The organism is Acinetobacter sp. YH12251 (genome assembly GCF_013417465.1).
Classification (GTDB): Bacteria; Pseudomonadota; Gammaproteobacteria; order Pseudomonadales; family Moraxellaceae; genus Acinetobacter; species Acinetobacter amyesii.
On record NZ_VPDZ01000014.1, the window covers coordinates 63,932 to 79,124 of the forward strand.

General features: G+C 39.2%; 18 protein-coding genes. 10 read left to right on the forward strand and 8 right to left on the reverse strand.

Annotation, left to right across the window (positions count from 1 at the left end; translation table 11 throughout):
* Positions 1 to 73: 73 nt before the first annotated feature.
* The 5 genes from FTV27_RS12805 to FTV27_RS12825 all read left to right on the forward strand — a co-directional run bounded on the left by FTV27_RS12805 (position 74) and on the right by FTV27_RS12825 (position 3,363).
* Positions 74 to 628 (forward strand): thermonuclease family protein, encoded by a 555-nt coding sequence (locus FTV27_RS12805; protein WP_078190973.1) that lies wholly within the window; start codon positions 74 to 76, stop codon positions 626 to 628.
* Between the two features lie 139 nt (positions 629 to 767).
* Complete coding sequence (locus FTV27_RS12810) at positions 768 to 1,544, forward strand: DUF805 domain-containing protein (protein WP_168377548.1); 777 nt, start codon at positions 768 to 770, stop codon at positions 1,542 to 1,544.
* An 18-nt stretch (positions 1,545 to 1,562) separates the two neighbouring features.
* Positions 1,563 to 1,664 (forward strand): hypothetical protein, encoded by a 102-nt coding sequence (locus FTV27_RS17360; protein WP_354667282.1) that lies wholly within the window; start codon positions 1,563 to 1,565, stop codon positions 1,662 to 1,664.
* A 66-nt stretch (positions 1,665 to 1,730) separates the two neighbouring features.
* Positions 1,731 to 2,180 (forward strand): MarR family winged helix-turn-helix transcriptional regulator, encoded by a 450-nt coding sequence (locus FTV27_RS12820; protein WP_373684200.1) that lies wholly within the window; start codon positions 1,731 to 1,733, stop codon positions 2,178 to 2,180.
* On the forward strand, positions 2,164 to 3,363 hold the full coding sequence (locus FTV27_RS12825) for an MFS transporter (protein WP_180078893.1): 1,200 nt from the start codon (positions 2,164 to 2,166) through the stop codon (positions 3,361 to 3,363). The genes FTV27_RS12820 and FTV27_RS12825 overlap by 17 nt, the downstream gene beginning before the upstream one ends.
* Positions 3,364 to 3,370: 7 nt before the next feature.
* Here FTV27_RS12825 and FTV27_RS12830 read toward each other — a convergent pair whose 3' ends face one another.
* On the reverse strand, positions 3,371 to 4,357 hold the full coding sequence (locus FTV27_RS12830; RefSeq protein ID WP_180078894.1) for a GlxA family transcriptional regulator: 987 nt from the start codon (positions 4,355 to 4,357) through the stop codon (positions 3,371 to 3,373).
* Positions 4,358 to 4,479: 122 nt separating this feature from the next.
* Between FTV27_RS12830 and FTV27_RS12835 the strand changes: the two genes are divergently transcribed.
* Positions 4,480 to 6,267, forward strand: a complete 1,788-nt coding sequence (locus tag FTV27_RS12835) for an acyl-CoA dehydrogenase (protein WP_180078895.1) — start codon at positions 4,480 to 4,482, stop codon at positions 6,265 to 6,267.
* Between the two features lie 155 nt (positions 6,268 to 6,422).
* Here the strand turns inward: FTV27_RS12835 and FTV27_RS12840 are convergent, their stop codons facing one another.
* The 5 genes from FTV27_RS12840 to FTV27_RS12860 form a co-directional block, all read right to left on the reverse strand.
* The gene (locus FTV27_RS12840; protein ID WP_180078896.1) at positions 6,423 to 7,025 is read right to left on the reverse strand and encodes a nitroreductase family protein; all 603 of its coding nucleotides are present in this window, start codon (positions 7,023 to 7,025) and stop codon (positions 6,423 to 6,425) included.
* 206 nt (positions 7,026 to 7,231) lie between these two features.
* Positions 7,232 to 7,723, reverse strand: coding sequence for a hypothetical protein (locus FTV27_RS12845; RefSeq protein ID WP_078193829.1), 492 nt, complete (start codon positions 7,721 to 7,723; stop codon positions 7,232 to 7,234).
* A 361-nt stretch (positions 7,724 to 8,084) separates the two neighbouring features.
* Positions 8,085 to 9,479, reverse strand: coding sequence for a class II fumarate hydratase (gene fumC / locus FTV27_RS12850; RefSeq protein WP_111884341.1), 1,395 nt, complete (start codon positions 9,477 to 9,479; stop codon positions 8,085 to 8,087).
* Between the two features lie 198 nt (positions 9,480 to 9,677).
* The gene (locus FTV27_RS12855; RefSeq protein ID WP_180078897.1) at positions 9,678 to 10,685 is read right to left on the reverse strand and encodes an SDR family NAD(P)-dependent oxidoreductase; all 1,008 of its coding nucleotides are present in this window, start codon (positions 10,683 to 10,685) and stop codon (positions 9,678 to 9,680) included.
* A 517-nt stretch (positions 10,686 to 11,202) separates the two neighbouring features.
* Positions 11,203 to 11,799 carry a phosphatase PAP2 family protein gene (locus FTV27_RS12860; protein WP_180026274.1) on the reverse strand — a complete coding sequence of 199 codons (597 nt, stop codon included), beginning with the start codon at positions 11,797 to 11,799 and terminating at the stop codon, positions 11,203 to 11,205.
* A 302-nt stretch (positions 11,800 to 12,101) separates the two neighbouring features.
* On the opposite strand from FTV27_RS12860, the gene tusD reads away from it, so the two are divergent.
* From tusD to FTV27_RS12880, 4 genes are read left to right on the forward strand one after another with little or no spacing between them, the layout of a single operon-like run.
* Entirely contained in the window at positions 12,102 to 12,470 is a 369-nt protein-coding gene (tusD, locus tag FTV27_RS12865; RefSeq protein WP_180078898.1) for a sulfurtransferase complex subunit TusD, read from the forward strand.
* A gap of 45 nt (positions 12,471 to 12,515) precedes the next feature.
* Complete coding sequence (locus FTV27_RS12870) at positions 12,516 to 12,866, forward strand: hypothetical protein (protein ID WP_078193833.1); 351 nt, start codon at positions 12,516 to 12,518, stop codon at positions 12,864 to 12,866.
* A 13-nt stretch (positions 12,867 to 12,879) separates the two neighbouring features.
* Complete coding sequence (locus tag FTV27_RS12875; RefSeq protein ID WP_078190986.1) at positions 12,880 to 13,167, forward strand: DsrH/TusB family sulfur metabolism protein; 288 nt, start codon at positions 12,880 to 12,882, stop codon at positions 13,165 to 13,167.
* 48 nt (positions 13,168 to 13,215) lie between these two features.
* Positions 13,216 to 13,527, forward strand: a complete 312-nt coding sequence (locus tag FTV27_RS12880; protein WP_180078899.1) for a TusE/DsrC/DsvC family sulfur relay protein — start codon at positions 13,216 to 13,218, stop codon at positions 13,525 to 13,527.
* Between the two features lie 82 nt (positions 13,528 to 13,609).
* On the opposite strand, the gene FTV27_RS12885 is transcribed toward FTV27_RS12880, so the two are convergent.
* Complete coding sequence (locus FTV27_RS12885) at positions 13,610 to 14,089, reverse strand: helix-turn-helix domain-containing protein (protein WP_078191046.1); 480 nt, start codon at positions 14,087 to 14,089, stop codon at positions 13,610 to 13,612.
* Between the two features lie 149 nt (positions 14,090 to 14,238).
* Positions 14,239 to 15,138 carry a LysR family transcriptional regulator gene (locus FTV27_RS12890; protein ID WP_180078900.1) on the reverse strand — a complete coding sequence of 300 codons (900 nt, stop codon included), beginning with the start codon at positions 15,136 to 15,138 and terminating at the stop codon, positions 14,239 to 14,241.
* Positions 15,139 to 15,193 lie beyond the last annotated feature (55 nt).

Consider the following 15,193-nt stretch of genomic DNA (forward strand, 5'->3'; position numbering starts at 1 on the left):
CCATAAATCATGAGTTCTTATAAAATCTAAATTCCTGTTTTTATGCGATATGACCTCGTTCATATCAATGTGTATGCTTTCAAATCTCTCCGCGAATTGGCTCATGGCGTTAGGTGCAGTACTGTGCCTGATCACAGTCTATGTTCTTTATAAAGTCACCATTTTCTTAAAGGATTTTTTCCAGCCTTTTAAGAAAGGAAAATCTTACCTCTGCCGTGTATCCGATATTAGTGATGGCGATACCCTCACCTGCTATCGGATGAATCTGAGACGTTCTAAAACCAAACTTCGCTTTGCTTATGTGGATGCGCCAGAATCGACACAAGCTTACGGTAAAGAGTCAGCCCGCCTGATCAAATCCATGGTTTATAAGAAATTTGTCCGCGTAAAAATCACTGATGTAGACCGTTATGGCCGCTGCGTTGGGGTTATTTATCGCTATCGTAAATGCATGAATGAAGAAATGGTAAAACGTGGTGCTGCGTGGGTGTACGAAGAATACATCCGTGACCAAAAGCATTTGAACTATATGATGAATTTACAAAGCAAAGCACGTAAACAAAAGAAAGGTTTGTGGAAAGCCAGTCGTCCAATGCGCCCTAAAGAGTATCGTAAATTACATAAATAACAGACCACATTACAGCATGGCTAAGGAATATTTGATGACTTAGCCATGTCTAATATTTGACCTTTTTTTACTTCGCTATACAATAATGCTGCCCTTTGGGGCATAGAAAATAAATTAGATAATTAAAATTGGAATAATAATGACTGAACTTACTTCAAGCGAATTGAATCCGTTTCAACAAGATCAAAATATTCAGCCTCAAATTCAAAAAGCCGATCATCCTCTGTCTCCTGAGGGACGTTTTGGCCGCCTGTCTTATTTAGCGTGGTTATTTATCATTAGTATGATTTATACCTGCCTATTGGGCATCAGCGTCGCGCTGGGTCTTTTTGCATTTTTCAATTCAGCAGAACGTAGTATTGAAGCACTTTTTAATTCATTCTTAGGACTCAGTGCAATCGCACTGATTGTCGTTTCCATCGTTGCAATGTTTGTCGCAATGATCTGCATTACGATCCGTCGTTTACATGATCTAAATAAAAGCGGTTGGCTCTGTTTAATTTTTCTCATCCCACTCGTCGGTACCATCTTTAGCATTTATGTGATGGCTGCAAAAGGCACTGATGGTGAAAATAAATATGGCATAAAACGTCCAACGGAACAAACAGAGAAAGTTATTGGGTCACTGTATCTGATCTTGATGATTGTTTATTTATTGGTCATGATCCCATTGATGTTCAATATGCAAAGTATGATGAGCAATTTAGAACAAGCCCAATTACAAGAACAAGCAATGATGTCTGAAGGTGAACCTGAAGAATTAACGGATGAACAACTTGCGGCTTATTTAGAGCAAGCTGAATCAGAAGGTGAAGAACTTGCTTATGCAGATGGTGAAAGTGTAGAAATTTTAGAAAATGCAGACAGCTCAGCAGAAGATGCTGCAATTGCAGCTGCAGAAGCTTCTGTAGAATAAACACGCATTGTTTAGGGCATAAATGAACAATATGTATTGCAAGATATGCTTTGTAAGAAATGTTATGCAAGAAAACCTGTGTGCGCGCAGGTTTTTTTATACCTGTTATTTATGCTTTAAGTTGTTCACTTGAATTCAAAATAAATTAGGCGTAAAGTTGCGATAATTTAGTTACCCTAGTTAACTATCATGAATTCCACATTAGGTTTCCGCTCTTCACTTCTACGCTGTGCGCGTCTGATGAGTGATGAAATCAACACGATTTTATTGCCCTATCAATTGAACTATTCACTTTGGCAAGTCATGTTTGTCATCCGTGAAAAAACCGCTTGTACATCTATTGAAATTGCGGAATATTTAAACGTATCCAAGCCATCCATCACTAAGCGTGTCAAAATTCTTGCGCAGATGGATATTTTGAGTCATGTACAAACTGACGATAAACGTCAAAAGAAAATGATGCTCAGCGAGACTGGACGTGAGTTATTTCAGCAATGTGCAAAAGACATAGATGCCTTTGAGCAGCGCCTGATCGCGCCATTAGCTAGCCAAGATATCCAACATTCCATTCAAATTTTACACCGTCTCATGCAAGAACTTGAACAAAGCACTGTAGGTGATGATCATGCAAGATAAAGCACCACTTTGGACTCGAAATTTTATTTTAGTCAGCGCCATTAACTTCCAATTGGTTTTAACCTTTTATCTATTGGTTGTGGTGATCGTGGGCTATGCGGTGGCTGAATTGGGTGCGACTACAGCCCAAGCAGGTCTAGTTTCAGGCTTGTTCATTGTCGGCACATTGGTCGGGCGTTTATTGGTAGGTAAATTCCTAGAACGGTTTGGTCGTAAAACAACACTGATCGTTGGTTTAATTGGCTTTTTAGTCTTTTCTGGTTTTTACTTCATTCAGTTTGGCGTCGGCATGTTGCTTTTCATACGCTTTATGCATGGCTTTATGATGGGTATGGCATCAACAGTGCTGGGTACCTTAATTGCCCAAATCTTACCAGCGACACGTCGCGGTGAAGGCATTGGCTACTACAGCATGAGTAGTACTTTAGGTACAGCTATTGGGCCATTTCTTGCCATTTGGATGATGTTACACATTGGTTATCACGCGATTTTTATCGTTTCTACGATTATCGCATTGAGCTGTTTATTGGTTGCTTTACTGATTCAAGTGCCCGATTTATCCAAAATCAATAAACCCCTCGATACTGTTGAAGCCGTCAAAAAACCGAGTTGGATTGCTCAATTTGTAGAACCTAAAGCCTTACCAATTTCTTTCATCATGCTTTTCGCTTCAATCTGCTATTCAGGCGTATTGTCTTTCATTAACTTCTATGCCAAAGAAATCGATTTGGTTGAAACAGCTTCGTTTTTCTTTTTGATGTATGCCATTGCGATTTTAATTTCTCGCCCATTTACTGGCCCGTTGATGGACCGTAAAGGTGAAAATGTAGTGATCTACCCTGCTTTTGTGATTATGGGCGTGGCATTGGTATTGCTCAGCATCACTCAGAGTTCATGGATGCTTTTACTTTGTGCAGGGCTACTCGGACTCGGTTATGGCAATATTCAGTCGGTCTGCCAAACAGTTGCCGTGAAAAGTGCGCCGCTTGAACGTATGGGCTTTGCCACTTCGACTTTCTTTATCTTTTTGGATGCCGGCTTAGGCTTTGGACCATACTTTATCGGTAAATTGCTCGACCATATTGGCTACTCACAATTGTATTTGTATAGCGCCTTTGCTGCCTTTGCATGTATTGGTGCCTACTACATTTTACATGGCCGTTATACCGTTCGAACCGCTTAAACTATAACTAAACATCAAATCGTCGGCTGAAACGTCGACGATATTCTAAGGGGCTCAGCCCCGTTTTTTTTTGAAATAACCGTCGAAATGAGCTTGGGTCACTATAGCCGACCTCTCGCATAATCAGATCTAAAGCATGTCCCGTTTCTTCTAAACGCTTTCGTGCAGCTTCAATCCGTATTGATTGTAAGTACTGATTCGGAGGAATATCCAAAGCCGTTTTAAAATGTCGAATCAATGTCCTCGTTGTCACATTAAACTGCGCCGCAAGTTCATCTAAGACAATATTTTCATGATAATGCTGTTCTAACCAATCTTGAACTTTTTGCACCAAACCATCCTGATGCGGTTTAGATATTTTCAATAATGAATAGGACAACTGACTATCACGACGATAATCCAATACAAATGATTTTGCCGTGTGGATTGCCGTTTCAAAACCATAAAAACGTTCTATCAGGTGCAGTCCCAAATCAAACCATGCCAAGCCGCCGCCTGCACAATAGATATTTTGGTCATGGCTAATGAGCTGATCTGCATTCAGTTTCACCAAAGGATAGCGTTCACGAAACATTTGCTGAAAGCCCCAATGCGTCGTTGCCTGCTTGCCATCTAAAAGCCCTGCTTCTGCCAGAAAAAAATTACCCGTACAATTTCCTGCGATCAGTCCGCTCTGCAATTGCCGAGTTTTTAATAACTCGATCAGTGCTGAATTTTGCGCTAAAACATCTAAAATCGCCGCGCCTATCGTTGGAACAATAATGATATCTGCATCTGTTATTTCAGAAAATGCTAAATCTGCATAAAGCTTGATGCCATTGATACATTGCACAGCTTGACCATGTTGTGAGGCAATTTTAACCTGAAATAGCCGCTGCACATTTTGTTTTTGAATCCGGTTCCAACTGACACCCGCCATTGCAAATAGATCAACAACCCCAGTAATCGCGGAAGCCAAAGCACCATCAAATGCTAAGATTATGATTTTCTTCATTTAAAGTTCAAATTATCAAAATGTCATTTTTGACTTATTAAGTGTCATTATTGACAGTTTAATATCCAAAAATCAACTGCTAGTCTTGATGCATAAAATTCGACCCGATTAGAGATTGAGCAATGGCGCAGTTAATCAATGACAAAGATTTAAATTTTTTGCTATTTGACGTGTTTAAAGCGCAAGACTTAACGCATTACCCACGTTTTGCTGAGCATGATGCTGAAACCTTCAAAAGTATCCTAGAAACTGCACAAGGTATTGCTCAAGACTTTTTTGCCCCCCATAACGCAACAGCCGATCAAAACGAACCAACCTTTGATGGTCAACAGGTTAAAACCATTGCTGAAGTCAAAACGGCATGGAAGCAATTTGCAGATGCAGGCCTGCTTTGTGCGCAGCATGATTATGATGCAGGCGGTATGCAACTTCCGACTTTGATCAACATGGCTGCAAATGCCTTTTTCATGTCGGCAAATCCATCGTCAGTGGCTTATTCATTTCTAACCGCTGCGGCTGCAAATGTGATTCAAGCTTTCGGTACGACTGAACAAAAAGCTATGTTTGTACCACATATGTTCAGTGGTCGTTTTGCAGGAACGATGGCTATGACTGAACCGGATGTGGGTTCATCTTTGGGTGATTTGACCACAAAAGCCATACCACAAGCCGATGGTACCTACCTCATCAAAGGCCAAAAGATGTTTATTTCAGGGGGTGACCAAGACATCACTGAAAATATCGTGCATTTGGTCCTTGCTCGCATCCAAGACGCACCTCAGGGCGTAAAAGGTATATCACTTTTTATTGTTCCGAAGTTTAAAACCCTGAGCGATGGTTCACTTGCAGATGCCAATGATGTTCAACTGGCTGGCTTATTACATAAAATGGGCTACCGAGGTACAACATCGACAGTGCTGAGCTTTGGTGAAAAAGACCAATGTAAAGGTTATCTGATTGGTGAAGCAGGTGCTGGTCTTAAATATATGTTTAAGATGATGAATGAAGCACGAGTCGGAGTCGGCTTAGGTGCAGCCATGATTGGCTACCGTGGCTATTTAGAGTCGCTCGAATATGCCAAAAACCGCCCACAAGGTCGCATAGTATCAGATAAAAATCCTGCTGCGAAACCTGTCAATATCATTCAACATACAGATGTTAAACGGATGCTTTTGGCGCAAAAATCCTATGTGGAAGGCGCACTTGCATTATGCCTATTTGCTGCACTTTTAATTGATGAACATCAAGCCGCTAACAATGAAGACAGCGCGCTGTTATTAGATTTGATTATCCCTGTCGTCAAATCATTCCCTTCCGCCTATGGACCAAAAGCCAATGATTTAGCCATCCAAGTTTTAGGTGGCGCTGGCTATACCCGTGAATATCCGCTTGAACAATGCTATCGCGACAACCGCTTAAATCCGATCCATGAAGGTACATTTGGTATTCAGTCTTTGGATTTGTTGGGTCGTAAGCTTTGGCAGCACAACAGCAAAGGTTTGATGCTGTTATTACAACGTATGCAAAATACGATTGATCAAGCTCAACATCCAAAAACGGAAGCGCTTGCAGCGATTTTTTCAGCGCATTTAAACACGGTGAAGAAAACCACACAAAGTTTGGGACAAGTCCTCGCTCAAGGTCGTGTCGATCAGGCACTGGGAAATTCTGCGTTGTATCTAGACATGATGGGCAAAGTCATAATTTCATGGCTATGGCTTGAAATGGCTAATCAAGCCCTTGTGAAATTTGAACATTCAGATTTAGCTGAAGATCAACAATACTTAGCTGGTAAATTACAAGCCACGCAATATTTTATCCGCTGGGAATTACCTGAAATAGAGCACCAAGCCAAGTTATTGCTAGAACTTGATGATACTTGCCTCAACATGCAAGAAAGTTGGTTCTAGTCACCCGTTTAGCTCAGTCCTCAATGGGCTAATCTGGACAAGGTTTTCACGGATGAAAATCTTGTCCAACCCTATCTATTTCAATAAAAACTACAATAAAAAAGGAACTTCGTTTTCGTTCCTTTTTTATCGAAATTGTGTGTTATACGCTGCAATTATTGAAAGACTTTAAAACGAGCGGCATCATCCATATAGCCTTTTTCTTTCGCTTCACCTTCCACTGAACCAAAAACCAATTGAGCACGAAGTTTCCAATGCGCGGGAATGTCCCATTCAGCATGCACTTGTTCATCCACAATTGGGTTGTAATGCTGTAGTGATGCGCCTAAACCTTCAGTATGCAATGCGGTCCAAGTCGCAAATTGGGCAATGGCAGTTGAATGTTCAGCCCAAATCGGAAAGTTTTCTGCATAAGAAGGAAACTGTGCTTGTAAGCCACTGACCACATCTAAATCTTCAAAGAACAAAACCGTACCTAAACCTGCTGCAAAACTTGCCATTTTCGCAGTCGTCTTCGCAGCACTTTCTTCATCTTTTGCATAAGATTTTAATTTGTCAGCGACTAAGCCCCAAAATTTTTCGCTTTCAGCATTAAATAAAATAACAGCACGAGAAGATTGTGAATTAAATGAAGACGGGCTTTGTTTAATCGCTGTTTGGATCAAATCAGTTAAATATTCTGTGCTTTGGCTTACATTGTCCCCAATAGCATAAATAGTACGACGTTTGCTTATCAGGTCAATAAACTGATTTGACATATAAAATGGTCCTTTAAAATAAAATGTGCAGATGAGTCAGAAACATTTGGAATGATAAGTATCGCGACTTTCCAAATGTTTTGAATGCTCTACTTGCTAGATCGGTCACTATGAAACAGTCACTTGTCGAAGTAAATCTGAAGTTCTGCTGTACATATAAAAAATCCTCCTAAGCGGAGGATTTTTCGACTAAAACTTTGTACAGTTTAGAATTTTGCTTCTAATACATTCGCTGATACTTGGTTTTTCCAAAGCTCACGTAAAGTCGGTAGATAGAATTTTTCACCTAACTCAACCAACTCTGCATCAATCAAACCATGAACTTCGTGCATGAATAGATAATCTAGTTCAACAGTTTGTAATTTTGACTGTGCTTTTTTATATTCTTTGCGCTTTTGCTGTGCTTTTTTTACCAAGTTATCTGCATAAGCACGGTCTTTATATTGGGCAATAGCATTCAAACGTAGTTCGATTACGCCCCAACCACTGAGTAGCAATTTAAATTTTTCAAAATCTGTCGTTGTCGATTCCCAGCTCATTTCTTCTAGATTTTCATTCTCAGGCAAAACTGGTAGCAAAAGCTCCATAACACTTGGGAAAATCTTTTTAAAATTCAAAACAAATTTAACAGGATGCTCGCCCGGATAGTCTTTAAATTGAACGTTCTTTTGGACATCTGTCAAATAGATGGTGAGCATTGGGGGAAATCCTTAAATAAAACACTGTCTTGCAAATATTTATTCAAACAAATGTCAAATAGCAACGAAAACAGAAAAAGAAAGGCATTTTAACAAGTGTGCCAATGAATTCAAAGCCCAATCCAATGAATTACTCGCTTCATCATCAGGCCTTTCTTCATTCTGTTCGTTGCCCTATTTTTAATAAACAGTCCTGTTTATATACATACATTTCAAGATGAATATGAATCCAAAGAATCTGTGTTAGGCAATAACTAGTTGAAAAATAATTCAATCATATATCCAATAAAAAGAGAGGCTGAATATGAATCAGCCCCTCTTTTTATTTTCAAACACTCTAGATGAATGATCTCAAAACAATTTATTTGGTATTGGGTGAAACCATTTGCTCAGGACGAACCACTTCATCAAATTGCTCTGCAGTGACTAAACCGAGTTCTACCGCAACTTGCTTTAGAGTTTTACCTTCTTTATATGCAGTTTTAGCAACTTTCGCAGCATTTTCATAACCAATTACAGGATTGAGTGCCGTAACTAACATTAATGAATCATGTAAGAAATGATCGATTTTTTCACGGTTTGGCTCAATGCCTACTGCACAGTGGTCATTAAAGCTATTACATGCATCACCGAGGAGTTGAATAGATTGCAATAAGTTAAAGGCAATAACAGGCATAAACACGTTTAATTCAAAGTTACCCGATGCCCCAGCAACATTAATGGTTGTGTCATTTCCAAGTACTTGAGCAACCACCATCGTCATAGCTTCACTTTGAGTTGGATTGACCTTACCAGGCATGATGCTTGAACCTGGTTCATTTTCTGGAATGCGTAGCTCACCAAAACCACAGCGTGGGCCACTGGCTAACCAGCGCACGTCATTGGCGATTTTATTTAAACTTGCAGCGAGTGTTTTTAACGCACCCGACGCAAATACAGCTGCATCACGTCCTGCAAGTGCTTCAAATTTATTGGGCGCAGTTACAAATGGCAGACCCGTTTGTTTCGCAAGTTCTGCTGCTGCTTTTACAGCATATTCAGGATGTGCGTTGAGACCTGTACCCACCGCTGTTCCGCCTAGTGGTAATTCATACAGCCCTTCTAAAGCTTGATTTAAACGCTTCAAACCATGATCGAGCTGTGAAACATAGCCGCTAAACTCTTGGCCTAATGTTAAAGGCGTTGCATCCTGTAAATGTGTACGGCCAATTTTAACAATATCTTTAAAATCGTTAGATTTAGCTTCTAAGGTATTACGCAGTTTTGTTACTGCAGGAATTAAAAGCTCATTGATTTGTAGACTTGCAGCCACATGGATTGCAGTTGGGAATGAATCGTTGGTCGATTGAGCACGATTGACATGATCATTGGGATGGACAGGTTTTTGTGAACCCAATGGATTGCCTAGTTTTTGATTGGCAATATTGGCAATTACCTCATTACAGTTCATGTTACTTTGCGTACCTGAACCAGTTTGCCAAACTACCAGTGGAAATTGTGCATCCCATTGACCTGAGATCACTTCTTCGGCTGCATTGACGATATAACCAGAAAGTTCCTGAGGGATTTGACCCAATGCTGCGTTGGTGATCGCAGCTGATTTTTTCACGAGACCCATTGCACGAATCATTGGACGTGGTAAACGTTCACCACCAATTTTAAAGTTTTGCAAACTACGCTGTGTTTGTGCACCCCACATCGCATCGCTAGGTACTTCAACATCGCCCATTGTGTCATGTTCAATACGTGTTTGCATAAATGACCTCATATCCTTATCTATAAACTTGAACGTCTTTGCAGAATCAAATTCTGCTGATAAATACAGTTTAGGTAACTTGTTTAGCCTTGTAAATAATAACCATTATCAATTATAAGTGGTTTATTTGATAATCTTTATCGTGATTTTATAAAGAAAATCATGCACGACGATTAAAATTACCCAATACAAGACGAGTTAATTCCCTCTTAATGTTTGTTGATAGAAACGCCATTCATCTTCTAGCATTTTCTTTAAATCTTGTTCAGGCTGCCAATCAAAAGTACTTTTCGCTTTCTGTGTACTTGCCCCAAGCTGGTCATATTCATGGCTTGGGTAAAAACTAGATTCGACCGTCTTAATCTCGGCCTTAGTTACTTCTGAAAGCGTATCTAATAGTTGCTGTATCGAAACCAACTCACCTGAAATATTAAAAGCCTCACAGGCGAATTGCTGCTGCGACAACCATTTCAAACATTGCCACACCGCCTTACAACAGTCGAGTACATGCACGAAACTCCGTTCCACAGTACCATCTTCAGTTTTAGCTTGTTTGCGAAGTTCGATAAAATCTCGTTGTAAAGCCCCAACTTGCATCGCTAGTGGCACGATATTTTTTGGCAATGGCGCTACAAACTCACCTAAAACTGCATGTTCGAATGCACCTGCGACGTTTCCTAAACGCAAAATCGCAATTTTCCACTCATTATCAGTACGTGCCGTATCCCGTATAATTTCTTCCACCATTTGTTGAGATTTCACATAGGGATTTGGATAGGTAAAATTGATTTCTGTGTCTTCTGTTAATTCTGCCGACGACTGTCCATATACCGCTAAACTTGATAAATGGATCAGTGTTCGTACACCTGTTCGCTGCATAGCACGCAGCAAACTCATGATACAACTGACATTATCATTATAATATTCAAGTGGTTTAAGGACGGATTCTTCCAATGACTTAAAGCCTGCCGTATGAATGACAGCATCGACGGTATATTGTTCAAATACTTTATTGAGTGCGGGAGTATTTCGAATATCGAGTTTGACAAAAGGTACATACATGCCTGAAATAAATTCTAGTCGTTCAAGTGTTTGTAAATTTGCATTGGATAAATTATCCACAATAATGACTTCTTGACCTTGAGCCATTAAACTCAAGGCTATATGTGAGCCTATAAAGCCTAAACCACCAGTCACTAAAATCATTGTTTAGATACTCCTTATAGTTATCAAGCTTTTACAACTCTTTGGCATCATCTTGAAGTAGTCACCAACTTTTCTACAGATCAAAATTATTAAACCTCGCCTCAGCATTTTCCATGAGCCGAACAATCTGCAAGAGCATTCTAGTTTTATCTTACTGCTTTGGAATTTTGACTGTGTTGCAGTTATGAATATTAACTGTATTTGATTTACGACAAATGACCTCGCTAGCCAATCAATTTTGAAGAAATCTCAAGATTACGTGGTATTTGAGTGAACGCTTTTAGAAGAAGATATTTAAAAAAATTCGCACTACTAAATATTTGATGTAGGACAGTCGAACTAGAAAACACCTGCTGGAATGAGCAAATGGAATTGAGCAGTCTGACTATTTTTTGAGGTATAGAATCTGGATGTGAACGCCAGATGAATCATCATAAATATTCATCTGGCAAGATGTTGGCAATGTAACTATAACAGCAGCAAACGTTTGAAATCGCAAATATCTAAGGAACTTAATTTAGCGGATATAGCCTTTTTTAATCATGGCTGAGAATAGGAACTCGTAAACTTTTAATATCATGCTCACCAAATGAAAACCATAGCTTCGCCATAAAGACAGTCCGACAAAATTAAGCAAAACAGCGATGATCAACGCGCCCGCCATATCCATTGGATAATGCACACCTAAATAGACTCTCGACCACGCCACAAGAAAAGCGAATGCTAGAAATACATAGCCGACGGTTTTTTGCTTTGAAAATATATAAGAAAATGCAATCGTACTAAAAAACAGCATGTGATCACTCGGGAATGATCCATTCGGTGAATGTTCTATAATCGTGCGTCCAACATCCAAGACAAAGGGTCTAGGATAGTAAAAGAAACTTGAAATCACTTGGCTGATTAGAAATGCGACAATTGTAAAAACAGTGGCTTTAACGATTTGTTTTTTGGTGTCAAAACTGCCCTTAAACCAAGCCAAAAACATCAAAAGAATCACGATATAAAATAGATCATTGGCTATAAATATGGCAAAAGAAATAGTGAAATCTAAAGCATTGTCCGATGCATTGATTGAATTAAATAAACTTAAATTAAATTTCTCTATATTCATGAGATGGTTTAAAAAATGAAAAGATCATAGCACTCTGTAAAATCAAAAATTGCGTTTTATTCATATAAAGATTATTCAGTATGTAACCGCACAGTTTATTTATGAAAAAGTGATGGCTCGAGGCTGAATCCAAAATAAACCAAAAGTTATATTTGAAGAAAAATTGGCAATGACTTCGCTGCCTAAATAAGCAAAACTTTGCAAATATTCAGATCATTGAGTAAATCATTGTATACTAGCTTTTTCTTCTGAACTCAGAACAAACTGTCGATCTAGACCGTTTATTCATTTAGTGAATTTCGATGAGTACTCTATTACTAATTACCTCCTCACCCACTTCGATATTGGCTTGGCATGCTTTGGGTCTTGCCCAAGCGCTGAAACAGAAAGGCGAAAACTTTCGGGTTTTTTTCTATCAAGATGCTGTAAATGTCGCAAATGCCCTGCAATGGGTGCCAGATGATCAACGCAAACTCAGTAGTGAATGGCAAAAACTCGGCATTCGTTTACCTGTTTGCGTAAGTGCAGCTCTCGCACGTGGGATCACAGATCAGGAAAATGCACAGCGTCACAATATTCAGCAACATAATCTAGCTGAGCAATTTGAACTTGTGGGCCTAGGCGAACTTGCCGATGCAGTACAAACTGCTGACCGTTTATTGCAATTCTAAAAATTTTTATTGCCGCGCATTTGTAGCATTGAAAAGGAAAATTACGTGAAATCTGTACTGGTTGTTTTAACCCATGCAAATCTTGCAAGCTTACAAGTACATGAAAGTCTTTCTGCGACCATGGTGCTTGCAACCTTCGGTTGTGACGTAAAAGTGTTGCTCAAAGATGCTGCGCTAAGCTTACTTCAAGCAGAACAAGAGTTTAGTCAGCTCAAGCATGCGTTTAAACTCGCATCCAACATGGTTGATAGCTTTGAGTTTTATGATCTCACTCCGATTTATATTGAACAAAAAAATTCACAGCATCCATTTGTAATCAACAGTGAACAAGAACTTGAGTTTGTTCAATTCAATACTGAATTAATTCAACAATTTGATCATGTGCTGTATTGGTAAAAGAGGAATGATGATGTCAAATTCTACGCTGTATTTAGTCCAAGCCAGCTATGCCAATACCCTACAGCACATCCAGCAGTTAGCCAGTTTAATCAATCCTGAAGATGCAATTATCTTGATGGGTGAAGCAGTCTTACATATTGCAGATGAACAAATTCAGCAATTTGGCACATGTTATGTACTTGAAAATGATGCTGAGATTTTAGGTAAAAGTATGAATTATAGTCATATGAAAGTAATCGACTATGCCGCTTTTGCTGATCTATGCCTTAGATTTAAAAGATGTATTTCACTCAAATAATTTGAGTAAAAGCGATCCATTTCTACAATCTTCTCTTTTGGAATGAATATGAATCTTGAATTAGACCAAGATGGCCATTTGGTGGATTACACTATTTGGAATGAAGCTGTTGCCCAAGAACTGGCTAAAAGTTTAGAGCTTGAGTTAAGCCCTTGGCATTTTGAAATTTTACAAGCTGTACGACAGTTTTATCAACAGTTTGGTCACTCACCGGCAACTCGCCCACTCATTAAATTTTTAATGAAAACGGTGAGCGCTGATATTAATAATGCGGTGTTACAAGACAAATTTAACACGGGTTTGGTCGCTCGGCATTTAAGTCGTTTAGCGGGCATCCCTAAACCTGCAAATTGTTTGTAATTTTAAAGCAATCTAAATACCGCTTAGGCTATTTTGGCTAAATAGATGCAAATCAGCATCTTGAAGAAAGCCATAAAACAGCTTAGGCAGGTTTTAATTGGTTGAGAGCGATGTAATAGGCTTGGGTAAATATCGGTTTGACCTGTTTGGCTTGGATCGGTTCAGCACAACATGAGCACACCAAAACCGGTTTAAATTTTTGCCCACATGCCTGATGCACATATTCAACAGGTGATCCTAAGCCCTGATCCATATATTGATCAGCCCAATGGGTCATAGCTAGAAGGATGGGATACAAGTCTAAGCCTTTTTGAGTCAGCCGATATTCAAACCGTTCCTGACGCTCGACATAAGCAACTTTGGTTAAAATACCTTCTTCAACCAAACGCTTTAATCGGTCAGATAACACATGACGCGTCACACCGAGATTTTGTTGAAAGTCATCAAAACGTCGAATGCCCATAAATGCATTACGGATAATCAACATCGTCCAACGATCCCCTAGCACTGAAAGTGCACGAGCGATTGAACACGGTTGTTGACCAATATCATCCCATTTCATTTTATGAACCATCAAAAATAACGACCAACACCCAATTTAATTCATGCCTGTTGATTTTGCAAAATCCTTTTCAATAATCTTTGATGTACAAATCATAAATCCACCATCGTTTCAACGCATTCATTTTATCTGCTTGATCTGTAAATGAACTAAAAATGTATTTTGTCTTTATTGTCCTCAATTATTTCTAGCCATGCACGCGTTGCGGGACTCATGGCAACAGTGGTATTCCAGGCCATACTGAGTTTCCAGTCTAGGTTTGGATTTTCTAATTCAGCCATATGGTATTTTGCCGCATCAAGTTGTTCACAATAAATTTTAGGCAGGAGTGCAATCCCGACATTTGAATCTACCATTTTGGCGATGAAGTCCCACTGGCTACTTTTACACACTACATTGGGCTCAAATCCGACGTAATTTGCCGCCTGTATAATGATGTCATTGAGTGTGAAGGTATCGTCATACAATAAAAAGGATTCTTCTTTTAATTCAATCAACGAAACGTTTTTTCGCTTACGCCACTGTGAGTTTTTTTTAGATAATAAACATAAAGGTGACTCCATCACTGGAATACCACTTAACACCGGTTTCAAGTGACCCAAAATGATCCCGACATCGACCTGTTTTTTTAAAATGGCATTTTCAATACCTGTTGCCCCTACCTCAAAAAAGCTCAATTCAATATTCGGGTATTTTTTATGAAACAGCGCGATTAACTGACTAAACATCACCGATGCCAATGGCGGTAAACCTAGAGTCAATTTACCTTGTTTTAAGGCACGAACTTGGGTGACTGTATCAAGCATCCGTTGTTGTTCATTCAATATCACTAAAGCATGCTGATAAATCTGCTCTCCCATATAGGTGAGCTGCGCTTCCCTTTTACGCCCTGCTTCACCTTTATGAAATAAAGGCACGCCGATCTCATCTTCTAACTGACGAATTAATTTACTAATGGTCGGCTGAGTGACAAAAAGCGCTTCTGCTGCATGACTAAAACTCTGTTTTTGTACGATGGTCACAAAGACTTTTAGGCTTTTAATGTCCATTATTATTCCATTCAAGCATAATTAATAATTAATTATTCATAATTATACAGGTTAT

Coding starts and splice junctions, on each gene's coding strand:
- FTV27_RS12890 (WP_180078900.1), bottom strand. CDS start 15,138: ATGGACATTAAAAGCCTAAAAGTCTTTGTGACCATCGTACAAAAACAG.
- FTV27_RS12825 (WP_180078893.1), top strand. CDS start 2,164: ATGATCATGCAAGATAAAGCACCACTTTGGACTCGAAATTTTATTTTA.
- FTV27_RS12880 (WP_180078899.1), top strand. CDS start 13,216: ATGAATCTTGAATTAGACCAAGATGGCCATTTGGTGGATTACACTATT.
- FTV27_RS12855 (WP_180078897.1), bottom strand. CDS start 10,685: ATGATTTTAGTGACTGGTGGTTTAGGCTTTATAGGCTCACATATAGCC.
- fumC (WP_111884341.1), bottom strand. CDS start 9,479: ATGCAAACACGTATTGAACATGACACAATGGGCGATGTTGAAGTACCT.
- FTV27_RS12835 (WP_180078895.1), top strand. CDS start 4,480: ATGGCGCAGTTAATCAATGACAAAGATTTAAATTTTTTGCTATTTGAC.
- FTV27_RS12805 (WP_078190973.1), top strand. CDS start 74: ATGCTTTCAAATCTCTCCGCGAATTGGCTCATGGCGTTAGGTGCAGTA.
- FTV27_RS12875 (WP_078190986.1), top strand. CDS start 12,880: ATGTCAAATTCTACGCTGTATTTAGTCCAAGCCAGCTATGCCAATACC.
- FTV27_RS12845 (WP_078193829.1), bottom strand. CDS start 7,723: ATGCTCACCATCTATTTGACAGATGTCCAAAAGAACGTTCAATTTAAA.
- tusD (WP_180078898.1), top strand. CDS start 12,102: ATGAGTACTCTATTACTAATTACCTCCTCACCCACTTCGATATTGGCT.
- FTV27_RS12830 (WP_180078894.1), bottom strand. CDS start 4,357: ATGAAGAAAATCATAATCTTAGCATTTGATGGTGCTTTGGCTTCCGCG.
- FTV27_RS12860 (WP_180026274.1), bottom strand. CDS start 11,799: ATGAATATAGAGAAATTTAATTTAAGTTTATTTAATTCAATCAATGCA.
- FTV27_RS12810 (WP_168377548.1), top strand. CDS start 768: ATGACTGAACTTACTTCAAGCGAATTGAATCCGTTTCAACAAGATCAA.
- FTV27_RS12885 (WP_078191046.1), bottom strand. CDS start 14,089: ATGAAATGGGATGATATTGGTCAACAACCGTGTTCAATCGCTCGTGCA.
- FTV27_RS12840 (WP_180078896.1), bottom strand. CDS start 7,025: ATGTCAAATCAGTTTATTGACCTGATAAGCAAACGTCGTACTATTTAT.